The organism is Sphingomonas sp., assembly GCF_032114135.1.
Taxonomy (GTDB): domain Bacteria; phylum Pseudomonadota; class Alphaproteobacteria; order Sphingomonadales; family Sphingomonadaceae; genus Sphingomonas.
The window spans coordinates 1,598,053-1,613,787 of sequence record NZ_DAMCTA010000001.1; the positions used below are offsets into that span (position 1 = coordinate 1,598,053).

A 15,735-nucleotide genomic window follows, 5' to 3' on the forward strand; every position below is an offset into this window, starting at 1 on the left:
CCCCGTCCTACCCCCGCGCGCGTGAACAAATGGCAAAGCGGTTAGGGCTTGATCCCGTAGCGACCGAACTGCTCGTCGATCCGCGGCTCGATCATCCGCGCCGCGGCGAGATAGGCATCCGCATCCTTGGCCTTGGTCCGCTTGCCGATCACGCCGCGCATATAAAGGCTGGATGCCTGCTCAGGATTAGCCTGGAGCGCGGCATCGAGATCGGTCTGCGCCGCATCGAGCTTGCCCATGCGGAAATAGACCATGGCGCGGCTATCGATGATCGCGGCGGCGCTACTGCTCAACTCGACGGCGCTGGTGCAATCCTGCAGCGCCTGCGGGATCGCGACATTGTGCGTCGCGCGGATCCAGCAGCGGCTGTTGAGCAGCGACGCGTTGCGCGGGGCGGCGGCGATCGCCTCGTCGAGCACGGCGACGGCATCGTCGACCTTCCCCGCCTCGGCCAGCAGATCGGCGAGCTGCATCTGCCAGCCCAGCTTCTTCTCGCCGCCTTGGTCGATCCGTGCCTCGATCAGCGCGCGCGCCTCGTCCAGCTGCCCCTTGTCGCGCTTGAGCGTGGCAGAAAAGGCAGTGGCGCCCGCCGAGTCCGGCTCCAGCTCCAGCGCCGCCTGGACATCGGCCAGCGCCTTGTCGTCTTGGCGCAGCGCGTAATAGGCCTGGGCACGGCGCAACAGGGTGTCGGCGGTGGGGGCGAGCTCGATCGCCTTGCCGAGATCGGCAATCGCGCCCTCGCGCTCGTAGAGCGTCTCGTAGAACCAGGCGCGGTTGGTGTAATTGTCGGGATCGTCGGGCGTGGCGGCGATCGCCTTGGCATAGGCCTCGAAGATCGGCTTCAGGCGAATGCCCTGCTTTGCGGCGGTGATCGCTGCCCAGCGCGGCGGAAGGTCGGCAGGGGCGACCAGCCGCAGCGGGTTCGCCTTGACCCGCGCCACTTCGGCGCGTGCCGCCGGGATCTGTGCGGCGGGGACTTCCTCCAGCCCCGTCGTGGTGCGGTCCTGCAGCGACAGCCAGCCATCCGCCAGCGTCGCCTTGCGCGCCAGCTGCATGCCCGCGACGGCAGCCGGCAGCGTCTGCTGCCCCTCCAGCGTGAAGCCGGTGCCGCCGTTCGGCAGCTGCCAGCGCCGCTCGACCCAGACGTCGCTCAGCGCCCCGCTGGTCGCCGGGATCGTCTTCCACGCCGTCCGCGCGCGGTTGGGCGCAAAGTTCAGCGACGCTGCGGTGGTGTCGAGTGTCTCGCGTAGACGGCCGCGATCATTGCTCCAGTCCTGATAGGCGACACCCGCCGCCGTTACCGTCACCGTGCCGCCGGCGGCATCGTCCTCCATCTTCTGATCGTAGCTGCTGTGATTGCCGATCACCGCGCTGATCTGCGGATCGAGGAATTCGGCGAGCTTTTCCTGGTCGATCTGCGAACGGGCGCCGCGCAACGCCTCGGCCATCGCGCCGCTATAGACGATCCTGATCGTGAAGAGCTGGGGAAACGCGATGCCCGCGGTGGCGTCGAGCGTCACCGACACCTGCTGGGCCGCGCGCGCGGGCGGCCGCATCGGCATCGCCTCCAGCCCGGCCCCGGCAGCGCGGATCGGCAGCGCAGTCTTGAACGGGGGCACGTCGTCGAGATCCTCGGCGCGCGAGCCGCCCTGGGTCCCGTCCAGCCACAGCGTCTTCCCCGCGATGGTCGCGCGGACGATCACATGGTCGAACGCGCCCGGCGAGGGCAGCCGCGACTCGACAAGGTCGCCCAGTCCGCTGCTCACCAGCGCCGGATCCGCCTCGATATCGAGCGCGCGGAGCAGCGCGACGAGCAGCAGCGTTTTGGCCTTGCAGTCGCCATAGCGCAGCGACCAGGTGTCGGCCGGGGTCTGCGGCCGGTAATTGCCGTTGTCCATGCCGCGGAACAGGTAGCGGACCTGGTCCTGCACCAGCCGCAGCGCCATCGCGGCGCGGGTGCGCGGGTCCTTGCTCGCAGCGGCGATGCGCGAAACTTCGGCGGCGAGCGGGCTGCCCGCGGCAATCGCGCCCTCGCTGCGATAATAGGGCGCCATTTCGCGGGAGATCGCGGCCCAGTCGGGATAGCTGCTCAGCTCGAGCAGCGGCAGCTGCTTGTACCGGGCCGGCGCATCGTCCGGCAGCTCGGCAGGCTTGGGCGCAGGCAGCGGCAGGGTGAGCTCGCGATATCCGCCAGCGATCAGCTTCGCCTCCGCCTTGCTGCGTTCGGCTGATCCGACCACGCCGCCCGAATAGTCGCGCCACGCCAGCGGCACGCCGTCCTTCCACAGCACGCGCGTGCGGCCGAAGCCGAGCTTGGTCGGCGCCGGCACCATCGGGACGATGCTCATCATCTCCTTGCCGAGCACCGGATCCTTGCGGGTGACCGAGAAGGCAACGTCGATCACGTCGCCGACGCGCAGCCCCTCCAGCGCCACGGTGGCGGTGAGCATGCCGTCCAGCGACGCCTGCTCCAGCTTCTGCTCGCGCTGGAGCACGGTGAAGCGGGTGCCCTTGGCGAGCAGATCCACCCGCTCGCCCTTGCGCAGGATCTGCAGCTTGTGGATTATCAGGTCGCCCTTGGCGGGATCCCATTGCAGCGGCAGCGTGCCGCTCTGGGTGAGCGTCTGCGGCGAGGCGATGCGGATCGCGCTTTCGAAATAGATCGCGACCTGGCCGTCCTCGAGCCGCTGCTGCTGGTCGAAGATCTGCAGGATGGGCGCGGCATCGTCGAGCTTGGCGGTATCCACCGCCGGTGCGGGCAGCACCCAGGCCGGCGCCGGCTGGTAGAGCGGCTTGTCCCCGGCATGCGCCACCCCGGCCGTGGACAACAACACGGCCACCAACACTCTACGCCCCCGCATGCAACTCCCCCTCAAATCGAGTGGAGACAGTAGCGCATGCGGGGCGGCGCTCAAGTGCCCTTCCCGTGCGACGAAGCGTTTCCGCTAGCGGCTGTGGTAGAAGTCGTACACCTGCTGCGCGACACCCGCGGAGACCCCCGGCGCCTTCTGCAGATCTTCCAGACTGGCATTGCGTACCGCACGCCCGGTACCGAAGTGCATCAGCAGCGCCTTCTTCCGCGCCGGACCGATGCCGGGCACCTCGTCGAGCGGGCTCGCACCGATCGCCTTGGCGCGCTTGTCGCGGTGCGCGCCGATGACAAAGCGGTGGACCTCGTCGCGCAGGCGCTGGAGGTAGAAGAGCAAGGGCGCGTTGACCGGCAGCATCCGCTCGCTGCCGTCCATCAGGTGGAACACTTCGCGGCCGTCGCGCCCATGGTGCGGGCCCTTGGCGACGCCGACCATGCAGACATCCTCGATTCCCATTTCCTCAAGCACCGCCTTGGCGACGCTCAATTGGCCCTTGCCGCCGTCGAGCAGCACCAGGTCGGGCCAGTCGCCCTGGCTGCGATCGGGGTCCTCGTCCTGCGCGCGGGCGAAGCGGCGGCTGAGCACCTCGCGCATCATCCCGTAATCGTCGCCGGCGATCGTCTCGGGGCGCTTGATGTTGAACTTGCGATACTGGCTCTTGCGGAAGCCCTCGGGCCCCGCGACGATCATCGCGCCCACCGCATTAGTGCCCTGGATATGGCTGTTGTCGTAGACCTCGATCCGGTTGGGCGGCTCGGGCAGGTCGAACAGATCGGCCATTTCGCGGAGCAGCTTGGCCTGCGTCGTGCTCTCGGCAAGGCGGCGATCGAGCGCTTCCTCGGCGTTGCGCTTGGCCTGGTCAAGCAAGCGGCGGCGCGAGCCGCGCTGTGGGACCGACAGCACCACCTTGTGCCCGGCGCGCTCGCTCATGGCCTCGGCGAGCAGGTCCGCTTCGGGCAGCTCGCGATCGACGAACACGTTTCGTGCGGGCGGCACTTCCTCGTAAAATTGCATGAGGAAGGCGGCGAGCACCTCGTCCTCGGGCACGTCCTGGGTGTGGCTGGGGAAGAAGCTGCGATGGCCCCAATTCTGCCCGCCGCGGATGAAGAAGGCCTCAATGCCGATCACGCCGGACTTGGCGGCAAGCGCGAAGATGTCGGCATCGCCGACGCCTTCCGCGTTGATCGCCTGGCTGCCCTGGATGAAGGTGAGCGCCTTCAGCCGGTCGCGCAGGATCGCGGCCAGCTCGAAATCGAGATTTTCCGCCGCCGCTTGCATCTGCTCGCCCAGCCTGGCCTGGACCTTGGTCGAGCGGCCCTGCAGGAAGTCGCGCGCGTCGTTGACCAGCTCGGCATAGCCTTGCTGGTCGATCCGGCCGACGCAGGGTGCCGAGCAGCGGCGGATCTGGTAGAGCAGGCACGGCCGGTCGCGATTGGCGAAGAAGCTGTCAGTGCAGCTGCGCAGCAGGAACAGCTTCTGCAGCGCGTTGAGCGTCTTGCGCACCTGGCCGGCACCGGCGAACGGCCCAAAATAATCGCCCTTGGCCCGCCGCGCGCCGCGATGGAGCTGGACGCGCGCGAAGTCGTGATCCTGGCGCAGCAGGATGAACGGGAACGACTTATCGTCGCGCAGCAGCACATTGTAGGGCGGCCGATAGCGCTTAATCAGCTGCGCCTCGAGCAGCAGCGCCTCGGCCTCGTTGTTGGTCGTGACGATCGTCATCGAGCGGGTCTGCGCGACCATGCGCTGGAGCCGCTTCGACAGGCGATTGACCTGGGTGTAGTTGGTCACCCGGTTCTTCAGCGCGCGCGCCTTGCCTACGTACAGCACGTCGCCGCGGGCATCCTGCATGCGATATACGCCGGGGCGAATGGGCAGCGTCTGCAGCACGTTGCGGATCGCGGCCACACCGGCCTCGAGGTCGGGCGTCTCGGCGCCGCGGACCGCGAAGGTGGCTTTTTCCTCGTTGAATCGATCGGGGGAATTGGGGTCGTTCATTGCCGCCGATGTAGGGGCGGAAGGGGCAGGATGCCACTGCCAGAAACTCCTCCCCCGGTACGGGGAGGGGGGCCAAGGTGCGCAGCGGCTTGGTGGAGGGGCCGCGCCGTCAGGCGCGGGATCCGGTGGTGCACGCGGGGACACCGCCGCTGACGCGGCGGCCCCTCCACCACTCGGCTTCGCCGAGCGGTCCCCCTCCCGGTTCCGGGGAGGAATGTAGGGCTACTGCGCCCCTGCCTCATTCTCCAGCTGATCCACCTGCGCCTCGATCCGGCGCATTGTCTCGTCCGCGCGCACCTTCATGTCGGTAGCGCGGGTGTGATCGTTCGCAGCGTGACGCACGGCCACCACCGCCACAAACGCAGCGAGCGCCAGTGCCACCAGGGCACCGGCGCTCAGCCAGCGATAGGATTTTTGTTCCGCCATCCCCGCCCCATAGCATGGGCGGCGTGGCAGGCCAGCTCAGTTGAGCCGGCCCAGCCCGGCGATGGTCTTGTCGACCAGCGCCTTGTCGGCGTCGGCGCCGTGCTTCTCCGCGATCACCGCGGCAGCGGCGGTCGTGGCGGCATCGGCGGCCTTGGCGCGGATCGCCTGGATCGCGCTGCGCTCGGCAGCGGCGATCTTGTCCTCGGCCATGCGGGTGCGGCGGGCGATCAGCTCGGCCGCATCGGCTTCTGCCTTGGCCTGCATCGCAGCCGCTTCGGCCTGGGCGTTGGCGACGACAGCCTTGGCGTCCGCGTCGGCGGACGCGGTGCGGGCCTTCGCCTCGGCGAGCATCGCCTCGGCTTCCGCGCGCAGCTTCGACGCTTCGTCGAGCTGCGTACGAATCTTGGAAATCTGCTTGTCGAGCATGGTGCTGACCATGCTCGGCACCTTCTTGACGAGGATGATCAAGACCACCGCCAGCATCGACAGCGCGACGAAACCCGGCGCGGTGATGCCGAACACTGCCGGCTCATGATGGAGTTCCACGGTACCGACCTCGGCGTTGAGGGAATGAGCTTGTTCAGCCATGGGCAAGCGCCGCCTTCACCTTCTGTTCGACGCTGACGCGGTCGACCGCGACGCCCGACACGCGGGCGACGATCGCCTCGACCGCCTCGACGGTCGCCGCTTCGATCTCGCCGATCGCCGCCTGCTCGCGCTCGGCGATCGAGCGGGTCGCGTCGGCCAGCCGTGCTTCATCGGCTGCATGCGCGGCCTTGAGCTTGGCTTCGGTGGCGGTTGCCGCCTGTGCCTTGGCGCCGGCGGTCACCCGCAGCGCCTCGGCACGGGCAGCTTCCAGCCCCGCCTGGTAGGCCTCGTCCGCAGCCTTGGCGGCGTCGCGCGCCGCCTCGGCTGCCGCGAGGTCGCCGCTGATGCGGGCGGAACGATCTTCCATCGTCCGCTCGATCTTCGGGACCATCGCCTTGCCGATCCCGAAGTAGATCAGGGCAAATACGATCGCGAGCCAGAAGACCTGCGAAGCGTAGATCTCCGAAATCTGATCTAACTGGGGCATCGGCCGAGGCCTCCGTTCTGCTTACTTGACGACGAAGAGGATCAGGATCGCGACGACGAACGCGATCAGGCCCAGCAGTTCCGACGCGGCGAAACCGATGAACAGGCGGCCCTGCTGGCCGTCAGCCGCACCCGGGTTGCGCAGCGCGCCTTCGAGGAACGAACCGAACACGTTGCCCACGCCGAGCGCGGCAAGGCCGATACCGATCGCAGCCAGGCCGGCACCGATGTACATTGCACCCAGATCAGTCATTTCTAGCTCCCTAGATAATCTTAAAAATTCAGAACGAAACGGATCGACTTAGTGCAGGTGCACCGCGTCGTGGAGATACAGCGAGGTCAGCAGCGCGAACACATAGGCCTGGATCGCGCAGACCAGCAGCTCGAGCGCGCTGACGCCAACGATCATGAGGAAGCTCAGCACCCCGACCAGGCCGCCCAGCGCCGTGTGGCTGCCGAAGCCCTGGACGACGAAGCTGCCGAACACCTCGAGCAGGATGTGCCCGGCGGTCATCGCGACAAACAGTCGCAGGCCGAGCGAGAACGGACGCACCAGGAACGAGATCAGCTCGACGGGCACGATCACCGGCATCAGCCACACCGGCGCGCCGTGCGGCACGAACAGCGAGAAGAACTTGAAGCCGTGCTTGATCAGGCCGACCGCGAGGACGATGCCGAACGAGAAGAAGGCAAGCACCGCGGTAACGGTGATGTGGCTGGTCACCGCGAAGGTGTGCAGCCCCGGCAGGATCGCCAGCGGCAGCACGCCGACCAGGTTCGCGAACAGGATGAAGAAGAACAGCGAGAAGATGTACGGCGCGAACTTCTTGCCGCCCTTGCCGATGTTCACATTCACCATCGAGTCGATGAACCCGACCGCGCCTTCCACCATCAGCTGCCACTTGCCCGGGATCAGCTTGCGCTGCAGGCCGCCCACCATGAAGATGAACAGCAGCGCGGCGACCACGAACATGAACAGCGCCGAGTTGGTGAAGGAGATGTCATAGCCGAACAGGTCGATATGCCGGCCCAGTACGGGCTCGACCTTGAACTGCTCCATCGGATCGATTTTGCCGGCGCTCACTCTGCGCGCTCCTTCGAAATCTTGTAGATGTTGCGAAACGCCACGATCACGCTGAGCACCAGCAGGATCAAGAGCCCCCAGGGGCTCGTTCCCAGCCAGCGATCCAGCGCGAAGCCGATCACCCCGCCGCCCAGCGGTGCGCCGATCAGTTCGGCGAGCACCCGCGAGCCCTGCTTATAGCCCTTTTCGGGCTTGCGCACCGGCGTCTGCCCCTCGCGCACCGCCGCCTTCGCATCGGCGATGCGTCGGTCGAGGTCGGAACGGATAGGGTCGTCAGACAAAGCGAGCACGGCGATCCAGATATGAAAAAGCCGCCACGCATCGGGCGGGCGACAAACAGCATCGCCAGCCGATGGCCGCGACGTGATGGCGCTTTAGGAAGACCAAACGACCGAGTCAACCGTTGCAGCATGCTGCGGTTCATTGCCGTTTCATGCGCGGCCCAGGCCTTCGCATCCGCAGAAATCCGCCAATTACGTCCGTTGCGGTGCAACAGGCTGGCGTTCGAGGGGCCTGCGCGCGACCTATTCGTTCCGGCGGATTGCAGGGCATCCGCCGCACCTGCATAGTCGCAGGGATGTCCGACGAGGCTCCCGACAACAGCGGCCACCGCTCAAGGCTGCGCAAGCGCCTGTTCGAGGGCGGGCCGGAGGCGCTGCTCGACCATGAGCTGGTCGAATATCTGCTGGCGCTGACCATCCCGCGCAAGGACACCAAGCCGCTCGCCAAGACGCTGCTCAAGGAGTTTGGCGGCCTGCCCGGCCTGCTCGCCGCCGATGCCGATGCGATGCTGCGGATCGAGGGCATCAAGGACACCCAGATCGCCGCGCTCAAGGCGGTGCATGCGGCTGCGCTGCGGCTGCTCCAGGCGCGGTTGCGCGAACAGCCGGTGCTGGCCAACTGGCAGGCGCTACTCGACTATCTGCGCGCCGACATGGCGCCGCACGCGATCGAGCGGGTGCGCGTGCTCCACCTCAACACCCGCAACATGCTGATCCGCGACGAGCTGATGAACGAGGGCTCGATCGACGAGGCGCCGCTCTATGTCCGCCAGGTGATCGCCCGCGCGCTGCACCTGGGCTCGGCGGCGCTGATCCTGGTCCACAACCACCCCTCGGGCGACCCGAGCCCCAGCCGCGCCGACATCGACGTGACGCGCAAGGTCGCCGAAGCGGGCAAGCCGCTCGGTATCGTGGTGCACGACCACATCATCATCGGCAGCGAAGGCCATGCCAGCCTGCGGGCGAAGGGGCTGATCTAGGACGTTCGGACACGCTCAGAGCAGGAGCGTTTCCTCCCCCGCCAGGGGGAGGAAACGCTATGGGCTTCGGCCCTACTTCTTCCGCTTGAAGTCCACCGACACGACGTTCGAGCCATCCTCGGCGGGCTTGGCCACCGGACCGTCGCCGTCATTCTCGGCGTCGTCATGCTCGTGCGGCTCGGGGCCGTCGGGGCCCTCGGTCGCCTGGAAGCGCAGCTCGAAATTCACCGCCGGATCGTGGAAGCCGGTGATCGCCGCGAACGGGATCGTCAGGATCGACGGGATCTGGTTGAAGCTGAGCCCCACCGAGAATTTCCGGTCGTCCACCGTCAGGTCCCAGTAGCGGTGCTGGAGGACGATGGTCATCTCGTCCGGGAATCGCTCCATCAGCCGCTGCGGGATGTCGACTCCCGGCGCCTGCGTCTTGAAGGTGATGTAGAAATGATGCGCGCCCGGCAGGCCGCCCGACTGCGCCACCGAGCCGAGCACACGGCCCACCACGGCGCGCAGGGCTTCCTGCACGATCTCGTCATACGGAATCAAACTATCGGGCACGGAGGCATTCATGCCCCTTGGGTAGCGGATCGAAAATTGCGGTCAAGATTGCATGCGTCGCTATCGGCGTTATGTGCACCCCCATGCGCACCGCGACGATCAGCCGGAAGACCAGCGAAACCTCGATCGACGTCACCGTCAACCTCGACGGCACCGGCGTCTACAACATCAGCACGGGCATCGGATTCTTCGATCACATGCTCGAACAGCTCAGCCGCCACGGCCTGATCGACATGGATGTGAAGACGGTGGGTGACCTCCATATCGACCAGCACCACACGGTGGAGGATACCGGGCTCGCGATCGGTGAGGCCGTTGCAAAGGCGCTGGGCGACAAGAAGGGCATCCGCCGCTACGCCGACGCGCTGTCGCCGATGGACGAGACGCTGACCCGCGTCGCCATCGACATTTCCGGCCGCCCCTATCTCGTCTGGAAGACCGAATTCTCGCAGAAGAAGCTCGGCGAAATGGACACCGAGATGTTCGAACACTGGTTCCACAGCTTTGCCCAGACCGCGGGGCTGACGCTGCACGTCGAGACTTTGTACGGCAGCAACAACCACCATATCGCCGAAGCCGCGTTCAAGGGCCTGGCCCGCGCGCTGCGCGAGGCGGTGGAGATCGATCCGCGCAAGGCGGATGCCATCCCGTCGACCAAGGGAGTGCTGTGATGATCCTCGTGCTGCTGACCTACAAGGTGGATATCGCCCAGATCGACGAACTGCGCCCCGCGCATGTCGACTGGCTCAAGCAGGGCGTCACCGACGGCCGCCTGCTGGTTGCCGGCCGCAAGGTGCCGGTGACCGGCGGCTTCTTCATGGCGCGCGGCACGCTTGAAGAAGTGAAGGCCTGGGCCGCGGGCGATCCCTTCGCCACTGCCGGTGCGGCGGAATATGAATTCATCGAAGTCGCCCCGAGCATCCTCGCACCGGGGCTGGAAGCGCTCGGCCAGTGACCGTCGCGCTGATCGATTACGGCGCGGGCAACCTCCATTCGGTGCACAATGCGCTGAAGGCGGCGGGTGCTGCCGATATCGCAGTGACGGCGGACCCGGCGGTGGTGCTGCGCGCCGACCGGGTGGTGTTGCCCGGCGTCGGCGCGTTCGGCGCCTGTGCGTCGGGCCTGCGTGCGCTGCCCAGCATGATCGAGGCGCTGGAAACCCGCGTGCTGCGTGACGCGGTGCCGTTCCTCGGCGTGTGCGTCGGCATGCAGTTGCTAGCCACGACCGGCGAAGAACTCGGCAGCCATGCCGGGCTCGGCTGGATCCCCGGCACCGTCCGCCAATTGCCTGCCAGCCCGGAACTGCGCGTGCCGCATATGGGCTGGAACGATGTGGTCCCGACGGTCGACCATCCGCTGATCGAGCGCGGCGAGGCCTATTTCCTCCACAGCTTCGCCTTTGACGGCGAGGCGGTGCTCGCCACCACCGAACATGGCGGCCCGGTGACCGCCGCGATCGGCCGCGACAACATCGTCGGCCTGCAGTTCCACCCGGAAAAGAGCCAGCGCTACGGCATCGCGCTGCTCGAACGATTCCTCGCCTGGAAGCCTTGAGATCCCCATGACCCTGCACATCTTCCCCGCCATCGATCTCAAGGCCGGTCAGGTCGTTCGCCTTGCCGAGGGCGATATGGCGCGCGCCACGGTGTACGGCGACGACCCCGCCGCCCAGGCCGCGCTGTTCGCCGAGGCCGGCGCAGAATGGCTCCACGTCGTCGACCTCGACGGCGCCTTTGCGGGCGAATCGGTCAACGGCCTCGCCGTCGCCAACATCCTGGCGAAGACCCCTGCCAAGGTGCAGCTCGGCGGCGGCATCCGGAACCGCGAATCGATCCACCGCTGGCTCGACATGGGCGTTACCCGCGTCGTGATCGGCACCGCCGCGCTAGAGAACCCGGAGCTGGTCCGCGAAGCCGCTCGCGCGCATCCCGGCCAGATCGTCGTCGCGGTGGACGCGCGCGACGGCATGGTCGCGACGCATGGCTGGGCCGATGTGTCGGACGTCAGCGTGGTCGACCTCGCCCGCCGCTTCGAGGATGCCGGCGTCGCTGCGCTGCTGTTCACCGATGTCGGCCGCGACGGGCTGCTCAAGGGCTGCAATGTCGAGGCGACCGTGGCGCTCGCCCGCGCCGTGTCGATCCCGGTGATCGCCAGCGGCGGCGTCACCGACATCCACGACATCCATGCGCTGCGCGGCCATGTCGACGATGGCATCGAAGGCGTGATCTCGGGCCGCGCGCTCTATGACGGCCGGCTCGACCTCGCCGAGGCGATCGAGGCCGGGCGATGACCGTCCGCGCCCGCGTCATCCCCTGCCTCGACGTGGCGAACGGCCGCGTCGTCAAGGGCGTCAATTTCGTCGAGCTGCGCGACGCCGGCGATCCGGTCGAGCAGGCCCGCGCCTATGACGCAGCCGGCGCCGACGAGCTCTGCTTCCTCGACATCACCGCCAGCCACGAAGCGCGCGGCACGATCCTCGACGTGGTGCGCCGCACCGCCGAGGTGTGTTTCATGCCGCTCACCGTCGGCGGCGGCGTGCGCAGCGTCGAAGATGCCCGCGCGCTGCTGCTGGCCGGCGCGGACAAGGTCGCGGTGAACAGCGCGGCAGTGTCGCGGCCGGAAGTGGTCGCCGAGATCGCCGACCGCATGGGCAGCCAGTGCGTCGTCGCCTCGGTCGACGCGCGGCGGACCGGCGACGGGCGCTGGGAGGTGTTCACCCATGGCGGCCGCCGCGAGACCGGCATCGACGCGGTCGAGCACGCGCTGCGCCTCGCCGAGCTGGGCGCGGGCGAGCTGCTCGTCACCTCGATGGACCGCGACGGCACCCGCGACGGCTATGACCTCGACCTGATCCGCACCATCGCCGACCAGGTGACGGTGCCGGTGGTCGCCTCGGGCGGCGTCGGCGGGCTCGACGATCTGGTGGCGGGTATCCGCGACGGCCATGCCTCGGCGGTGCTGGCGGCGTCGATCTTCCACTTCGGCCAGGCGACGATCGCGGAGGCGCATGCCGCGCTGGCGGCGGCGGGGATTCCGGTTCGGGGTTAGGCGGCACGTCCACTTCCGCCCAATACCCGCGGCTAAATCATCTGGACTGTAATCCACCAAGCGGACATTCTGCCGTGGTGACCAACGGCCCTTCGCAGATGAAAATTTGGCTTTTCCGGCTGACTACCGCCGTTTGGCTGGCAACAGCAATTCCGATCTGCTTGCTTAGCGCCTTCCTTTTAGAGCTTCCTCTGTGGCCCAAGTTTAATGACGAAAGCACGCCTGAGGGAATCGCGCTTTGGGCGGCCATCGCAGCGTTTTTCTACATCACACCAGTGGTGTTGATCATCATCGGTCGTCGCTGGAATGGACGGTCTGCTTCAAGAACGAAAGCCCCTAAGCAGATTGGCAGCTAACCACCCAATCCCTGACATACCCCGGCTACACCGCCGTCGGCCGGCTCAGCACATACCAGGCGCATCCCAGCATCGCCGCCGCTACCCCGGCCGCCAGCCAAGGCCCCGGCCGCGCACCCCAGGCGAACAGACCGTAGCCGAGCGCCATGCCCGCACATGCCATCGCCTTGCCCTTGCGCGGGATCGCGCCCTGTTGGCGCCAGGCGACCAGCGTGGGCCCGAATCGCGGATGGTCGAGCAGCCAGGCCTCCAGCTGCGGCGAGGAGCGGGCGAAGCAACCGGCGGCGAGGATCAGGAAGATCGTCGTCGGCATCAGCGGCAGCAGCGCGCCGATAAAGCCCAGCGCCACGAACACGAGCCCCAGCACCAGCCACAAGGGTCGCGAGAGCCGCCCCTGCCCTGCCCCCGATTCGCGCTCCTGCACCATCGTCATCCTGCCCTGCTGCCGCGAATCGCTCGCAGCTACCATAAGGGAAGCCCCGCAATCCCGCGCCCCAGGATTGACAGCGCCGCACGGCTCCCGCAGCCGGAAACCATGGCCGACCTTCTCGACACGCTCGAACAGACCATCCGCGATCGCCGCACCGGCGACCCTTCGACCAGCTATGTTGCCAAGCTCACCGCCCGCGGCCGCGCCAAGATCGCGCAGAAGCTGGGCGAGGAAGCCACCGAGGCGGTGATCGCCGCGATCCAGGACGATCGCGCGGAGGTCGTGAAGGAATCGGCGGACCTGCTCTTCCACCTGCTCGTGCTGCTGGCGGACATGGGGCTAAGCCTCGACGACGTCCGCGCCGAGCTGGCGCGGCGCGAGGGGGCGTCCGGCATCGCCGAAAAGGCGGCGCGGGGGGCCTAGGCACTTCCCTCCCCTCGATCCTCCCCTGTAAGGGGAGGTGGCAGGCCGCAGGCCTGACGGAGGGGTGTCCCCGCTGAGGTTGGGGGACTGCAATCCAAGCGGTTACACCCCTCCGTCGCGCTGCGCGCGCCACCTCCCCTTGCAGGGGAGGATCTTGTGACGGAGCCCATCAATGCCGATCGACCCTACCCAGCCCTATGACGACCAGAACATCTTCGCCAGGATCCTGCGCCGCGAGATCCCCGCGAAGACGGTGTACGAAGACGACCACGCCCTCGCCTTCCACGACATCGCCCCCCAGGCGCCGCATCATATCCTGGTGATCCCCAAGGGCGCCTATGTGAGCTGGGACGATTTCTCGGCCCGCGCCTCCGAGGCCGAGATCGCCGGCTTTGTCCGCGCGATCGGCAAGGTCGCCCGCGACGGCGGGTTCGTTGAGCCCGGCTACCGGCTGCTCGCCAATACCGGCCTCGACGCCGGGCAGGAAGTGCCACACCTCCACGTCCATCTCTTCGCGGGTCAGCCGCTCGGGCCGATGCTCGCGCGGTAATTGCGCCGAGACGCAACATTGTTTCGCGTTCGTACGCGGTAAGGGATTGCACGGGGCGCGTTTGGGGTTAGGCTCGCGCCTTTACCAATTGGGGGCGGCGCGACGCTCGCCGCATATGGGGATCACGCAATGATATTCGGGCGCGTAAAGCCTCTCGATGCCATTCTCGCTACAGCCGAAAAGAAATCGCTCCACCGCTCGCTGGGGGCCTTCCAGCTGACCATGCTGGGCATCGGCGCGGTGATCGGCACCGGCATCTTCGTGCTGACCGCCGAGGCGGCCCAGAAGGCCGGGCCGGGCATGATGGTCTCGTTCGTCATCGCCGGGTTCGTCTGCGCCGTCGCGGCGCTCTGCTATGCCGAGATGGCGGCGATGGTGCCGGTTTCGGGCTCTGCCTACACGTACAGCTATGCGGTGATGGGCGAGCTGGTCGCCTGGATGGTCGGCTGGGCGCTGATCCTCGAATATGCGATTGCAGCGGGGGCCGTCTCGGTCGGCTGGTCCGGCTATATGATGGGCTTCATCCAGAATAATTTCGGCATCGTCGTGCCGCTGCAGCTGATCCGCGGGCCGTTCGACGGCGGTATGATCAACCTGCCGGCGATGGCCGTCGCGGCGATCGTCACCGCGCTGCTGGTGAAGGGCACCAAGGAAAGCGCCACGGTCAACGCGGTGCTGGTCGGCATCAAGATTCTCGCGCTGGCGATGTTCGTGGTGGTCACGCTGCCGGTGCTGAAGACCGGCCAGTTCACGCCGTTCGCGCCGCTCGGCTTTGCCGGCATCTCGGGTGCCGCCGCCTCGATCTTCTTCGCCTATGTCGGCTTCGACGCGGTTTCGACCGCCGCCGAAGAGACCAAGAACCCGCAACGCAACATGCCGATCGGCCTGATCGGCAGCCTGGCGATTTGCACCATCTTCTACATGCTGGTCGCCTCGGGCGTGATCGGCACCGTCGGCGCGCAGCCGGTGCATGGCCCTGCGGGCGAAGTGCTCTCGCCGGGAACGCCGGCACTTTCGCAGGCCTGCGCTGCGCTGACCGAACAGGCGGTGGTCTGCTCCAAGGAAGCCTTGGCCTGGACGCTGCGCTCGATCGGCCATCCATTCCTGGGCTGGCTGGTAGGTGCGGCCGCGATCATCGCGCTGCCCTCGGTCATCCTGATGATGATGTTCGGCCAGACCCGCATCTTCTTCGTGATGAGCCGCGACGGCCTGCTGCCCGCCTTCTTCTCGCGCGTGCACCCGAAGTTCCACACGCCGCACGTCATCACCATCCTCACCGGCATCTTCGTGTCGATGTTCGCGGCCTTCTTCCCGGTGGGCCTGCTGGCGGACGTGTCCAACTCGGGCACGCTGTTCGCCTTCGCCGCGGTGTCGATCGCGGTGCTGGTGCTGCGCCGGACCGACCCGACCCGCCACCGCCCGTTCCGCACGCCGGCGATCATGGTGACGGCGCCGATCGCGATCGCAGGCTGCCTCTATCTGTTCGTCAGCCTGTCGGGCCCGACGATCATGCTGTTCTTCGGCTGGGCCGCGGTCGGCCTGGTAGTCTACTACAGCTACAGCCGTTCGCGCAGCCATGTCGGCCGCGGGATCGACGACCGCGACGCCCCGGACGCCTATGAGGATCTGGAGCCGCCGGTGCCCGGCACCCGCTGATCGG

Annotated in this window: 20 protein-coding genes; 10 read left to right on the forward strand and 10 right to left on the reverse strand. The window is 67.4% G+C overall.

Features of this window, described 5'->3' with window-relative positions; translation table 11 throughout:
- Positions 1-41 precede the first annotated feature (41 nt).
- The 8 genes from RT655_RS07565 to RT655_RS07600 all read right to left on the reverse strand — a co-directional run bounded on the left by RT655_RS07565 (position 42) and on the right by RT655_RS07600 (position 7,742).
- On the reverse strand, positions 42-2,840 hold the full coding sequence (locus RT655_RS07565; protein WP_313535867.1) for a DUF3857 domain-containing protein: 2,799 nt from the start codon (positions 2,838-2,840) through the stop codon (positions 42-44).
- 105 nt (positions 2,841-2,945) lie between these two features.
- Positions 2,946-4,868 (reverse strand): excinuclease ABC subunit UvrC, encoded by a 1,923-nt coding sequence (uvrC, locus tag RT655_RS07570; protein WP_313535868.1) that lies wholly within the window; start codon positions 4,866-4,868, stop codon positions 2,946-2,948.
- Between the two features lie 222 nt (positions 4,869-5,090).
- Positions 5,091-5,294, reverse strand: a complete 204-nt coding sequence (locus tag RT655_RS07575) for a hypothetical protein (protein ID WP_313535870.1) — start codon at positions 5,292-5,294, stop codon at positions 5,091-5,093.
- Between the two features lie 36 nt (positions 5,295-5,330).
- Positions 5,331-5,882 (reverse strand): hypothetical protein, encoded by a 552-nt coding sequence (locus tag RT655_RS07580; protein WP_313535872.1) that lies wholly within the window; start codon positions 5,880-5,882, stop codon positions 5,331-5,333.
- Entirely contained in the window at positions 5,875-6,369 is a 495-nt protein-coding gene (locus RT655_RS07585) for an ATPase (protein WP_313535873.1), read from the reverse strand. The genes RT655_RS07580 and RT655_RS07585 overlap by 8 nt, the downstream gene beginning before the upstream one ends.
- A gap of 21 nt (positions 6,370-6,390) precedes the next feature.
- Positions 6,391-6,603 (reverse strand): F0F1 ATP synthase subunit C, encoded by a 213-nt coding sequence (locus tag RT655_RS07590; RefSeq protein ID WP_010544368.1) that lies wholly within the window; start codon positions 6,601-6,603, stop codon positions 6,391-6,393.
- A gap of 66 nt (positions 6,604-6,669) precedes the next feature.
- Positions 6,670-7,452, reverse strand: a complete 783-nt coding sequence (locus RT655_RS07595; protein ID WP_313535874.1) for a F0F1 ATP synthase subunit A — start codon at positions 7,450-7,452, stop codon at positions 6,670-6,672.
- Positions 7,449-7,742: an AtpZ/AtpI family protein gene (locus RT655_RS07600; protein ID WP_409530247.1), complete on the reverse strand. Its 294-nt coding sequence runs from the start codon at positions 7,740-7,742 to the stop codon at positions 7,449-7,451. Before RT655_RS07600 ends, RT655_RS07595 begins: the two co-directional genes overlap by 4 nt.
- Positions 7,743-8,029: 287 nt before the next feature.
- Here RT655_RS07600 and radC point away from each other — a divergent pair, with 287 nt between their 5' ends.
- A complete protein-coding gene (gene radC / locus RT655_RS07605) occupies positions 8,030-8,713 on the forward strand; it encodes a RadC family protein (protein WP_313535876.1) in 684 nt (227 codons plus the stop codon).
- Between the two features lie 72 nt (positions 8,714-8,785).
- Here radC and RT655_RS07610 read toward each other — a convergent pair whose 3' ends face one another.
- The gene (locus RT655_RS07610; protein WP_093294343.1) at positions 8,786-9,280 is read right to left on the reverse strand and encodes an SspB family protein; all 495 of its coding nucleotides are present in this window, start codon (positions 9,278-9,280) and stop codon (positions 8,786-8,788) included.
- Positions 9,281-9,351: 71 nt separating this feature from the next.
- On the opposite strand from RT655_RS07610, the gene hisB reads away from it, so the two are divergent.
- The 6 genes from hisB (at position 9,352) to RT655_RS07640 (ending at position 12,672) form a co-directional block, all read left to right on the forward strand.
- Positions 9,352-9,939: an imidazoleglycerol-phosphate dehydratase HisB gene (gene hisB, locus RT655_RS07615; RefSeq protein ID WP_313535877.1), complete on the forward strand. Its 588-nt coding sequence runs from the start codon at positions 9,352-9,354 to the stop codon at positions 9,937-9,939.
- Positions 9,939-10,223: a YciI family protein gene (locus tag RT655_RS07620; RefSeq protein WP_313535878.1), complete on the forward strand. Its 285-nt coding sequence runs from the start codon at positions 9,939-9,941 to the stop codon at positions 10,221-10,223. Before hisB ends, RT655_RS07620 begins: the two co-directional genes overlap by 1 nt.
- Positions 10,220-10,822: an imidazole glycerol phosphate synthase subunit HisH gene (hisH, locus tag RT655_RS07625; protein ID WP_313535879.1), complete on the forward strand. Its 603-nt coding sequence runs from the start codon at positions 10,220-10,222 to the stop codon at positions 10,820-10,822. The genes RT655_RS07620 and hisH overlap by 4 nt, the downstream gene beginning before the upstream one ends.
- 7 nt (positions 10,823-10,829) lie before the next feature.
- Positions 10,830-11,558 (forward strand): 1-(5-phosphoribosyl)-5-[(5-phosphoribosylamino)methylideneamino]imidazole-4-carboxamide isomerase, encoded by a 729-nt coding sequence (gene hisA / locus RT655_RS07630; protein WP_313535880.1) that lies wholly within the window; start codon positions 10,830-10,832, stop codon positions 11,556-11,558.
- Positions 11,555-12,316, forward strand: a complete 762-nt coding sequence (gene hisF / locus RT655_RS07635) for an imidazole glycerol phosphate synthase subunit HisF (protein ID WP_313535882.1) — start codon at positions 11,555-11,557, stop codon at positions 12,314-12,316. The genes hisA and hisF overlap by 4 nt, the downstream gene beginning before the upstream one ends.
- Before the next feature lie 74 nt (positions 12,317-12,390).
- Positions 12,391-12,672 (forward strand): hypothetical protein, encoded by a 282-nt coding sequence (locus tag RT655_RS07640; RefSeq protein ID WP_313535884.1) that lies wholly within the window; start codon positions 12,391-12,393, stop codon positions 12,670-12,672.
- A 25-nt stretch (positions 12,673-12,697) separates the two neighbouring features.
- Here RT655_RS07640 and RT655_RS07645 read toward each other — a convergent pair whose 3' ends face one another.
- On the reverse strand, positions 12,698-13,099 hold the full coding sequence (locus RT655_RS07645) for a YbaN family protein (protein WP_409530263.1): 402 nt from the start codon (positions 13,097-13,099) through the stop codon (positions 12,698-12,700).
- Between the two features lie 108 nt (positions 13,100-13,207).
- On the opposite strand from RT655_RS07645, the gene RT655_RS07650 reads away from it, so the two are divergent.
- From RT655_RS07650 to RT655_RS07660, 3 genes are all read left to right on the forward strand, one after another.
- Positions 13,208-13,525: a phosphoribosyl-ATP diphosphatase gene (locus tag RT655_RS07650; protein ID WP_313535887.1), complete on the forward strand. Its 318-nt coding sequence runs from the start codon at positions 13,208-13,210 to the stop codon at positions 13,523-13,525.
- A 172-nt stretch (positions 13,526-13,697) separates the two neighbouring features.
- A complete protein-coding gene (locus tag RT655_RS07655; protein WP_313535888.1) occupies positions 13,698-14,075 on the forward strand; it encodes a histidine triad nucleotide-binding protein in 378 nt (125 codons plus the stop codon).
- A gap of 129 nt (positions 14,076-14,204) precedes the next feature.
- The gene (locus RT655_RS07660) at positions 14,205-15,731 is read left to right on the forward strand and encodes an amino acid permease (RefSeq protein WP_313535889.1); all 1,527 of its coding nucleotides are present in this window, start codon (positions 14,205-14,207) and stop codon (positions 15,729-15,731) included.
- The last annotated feature ends 4 nt before the right edge of the window (positions 15,732-15,735 follow it).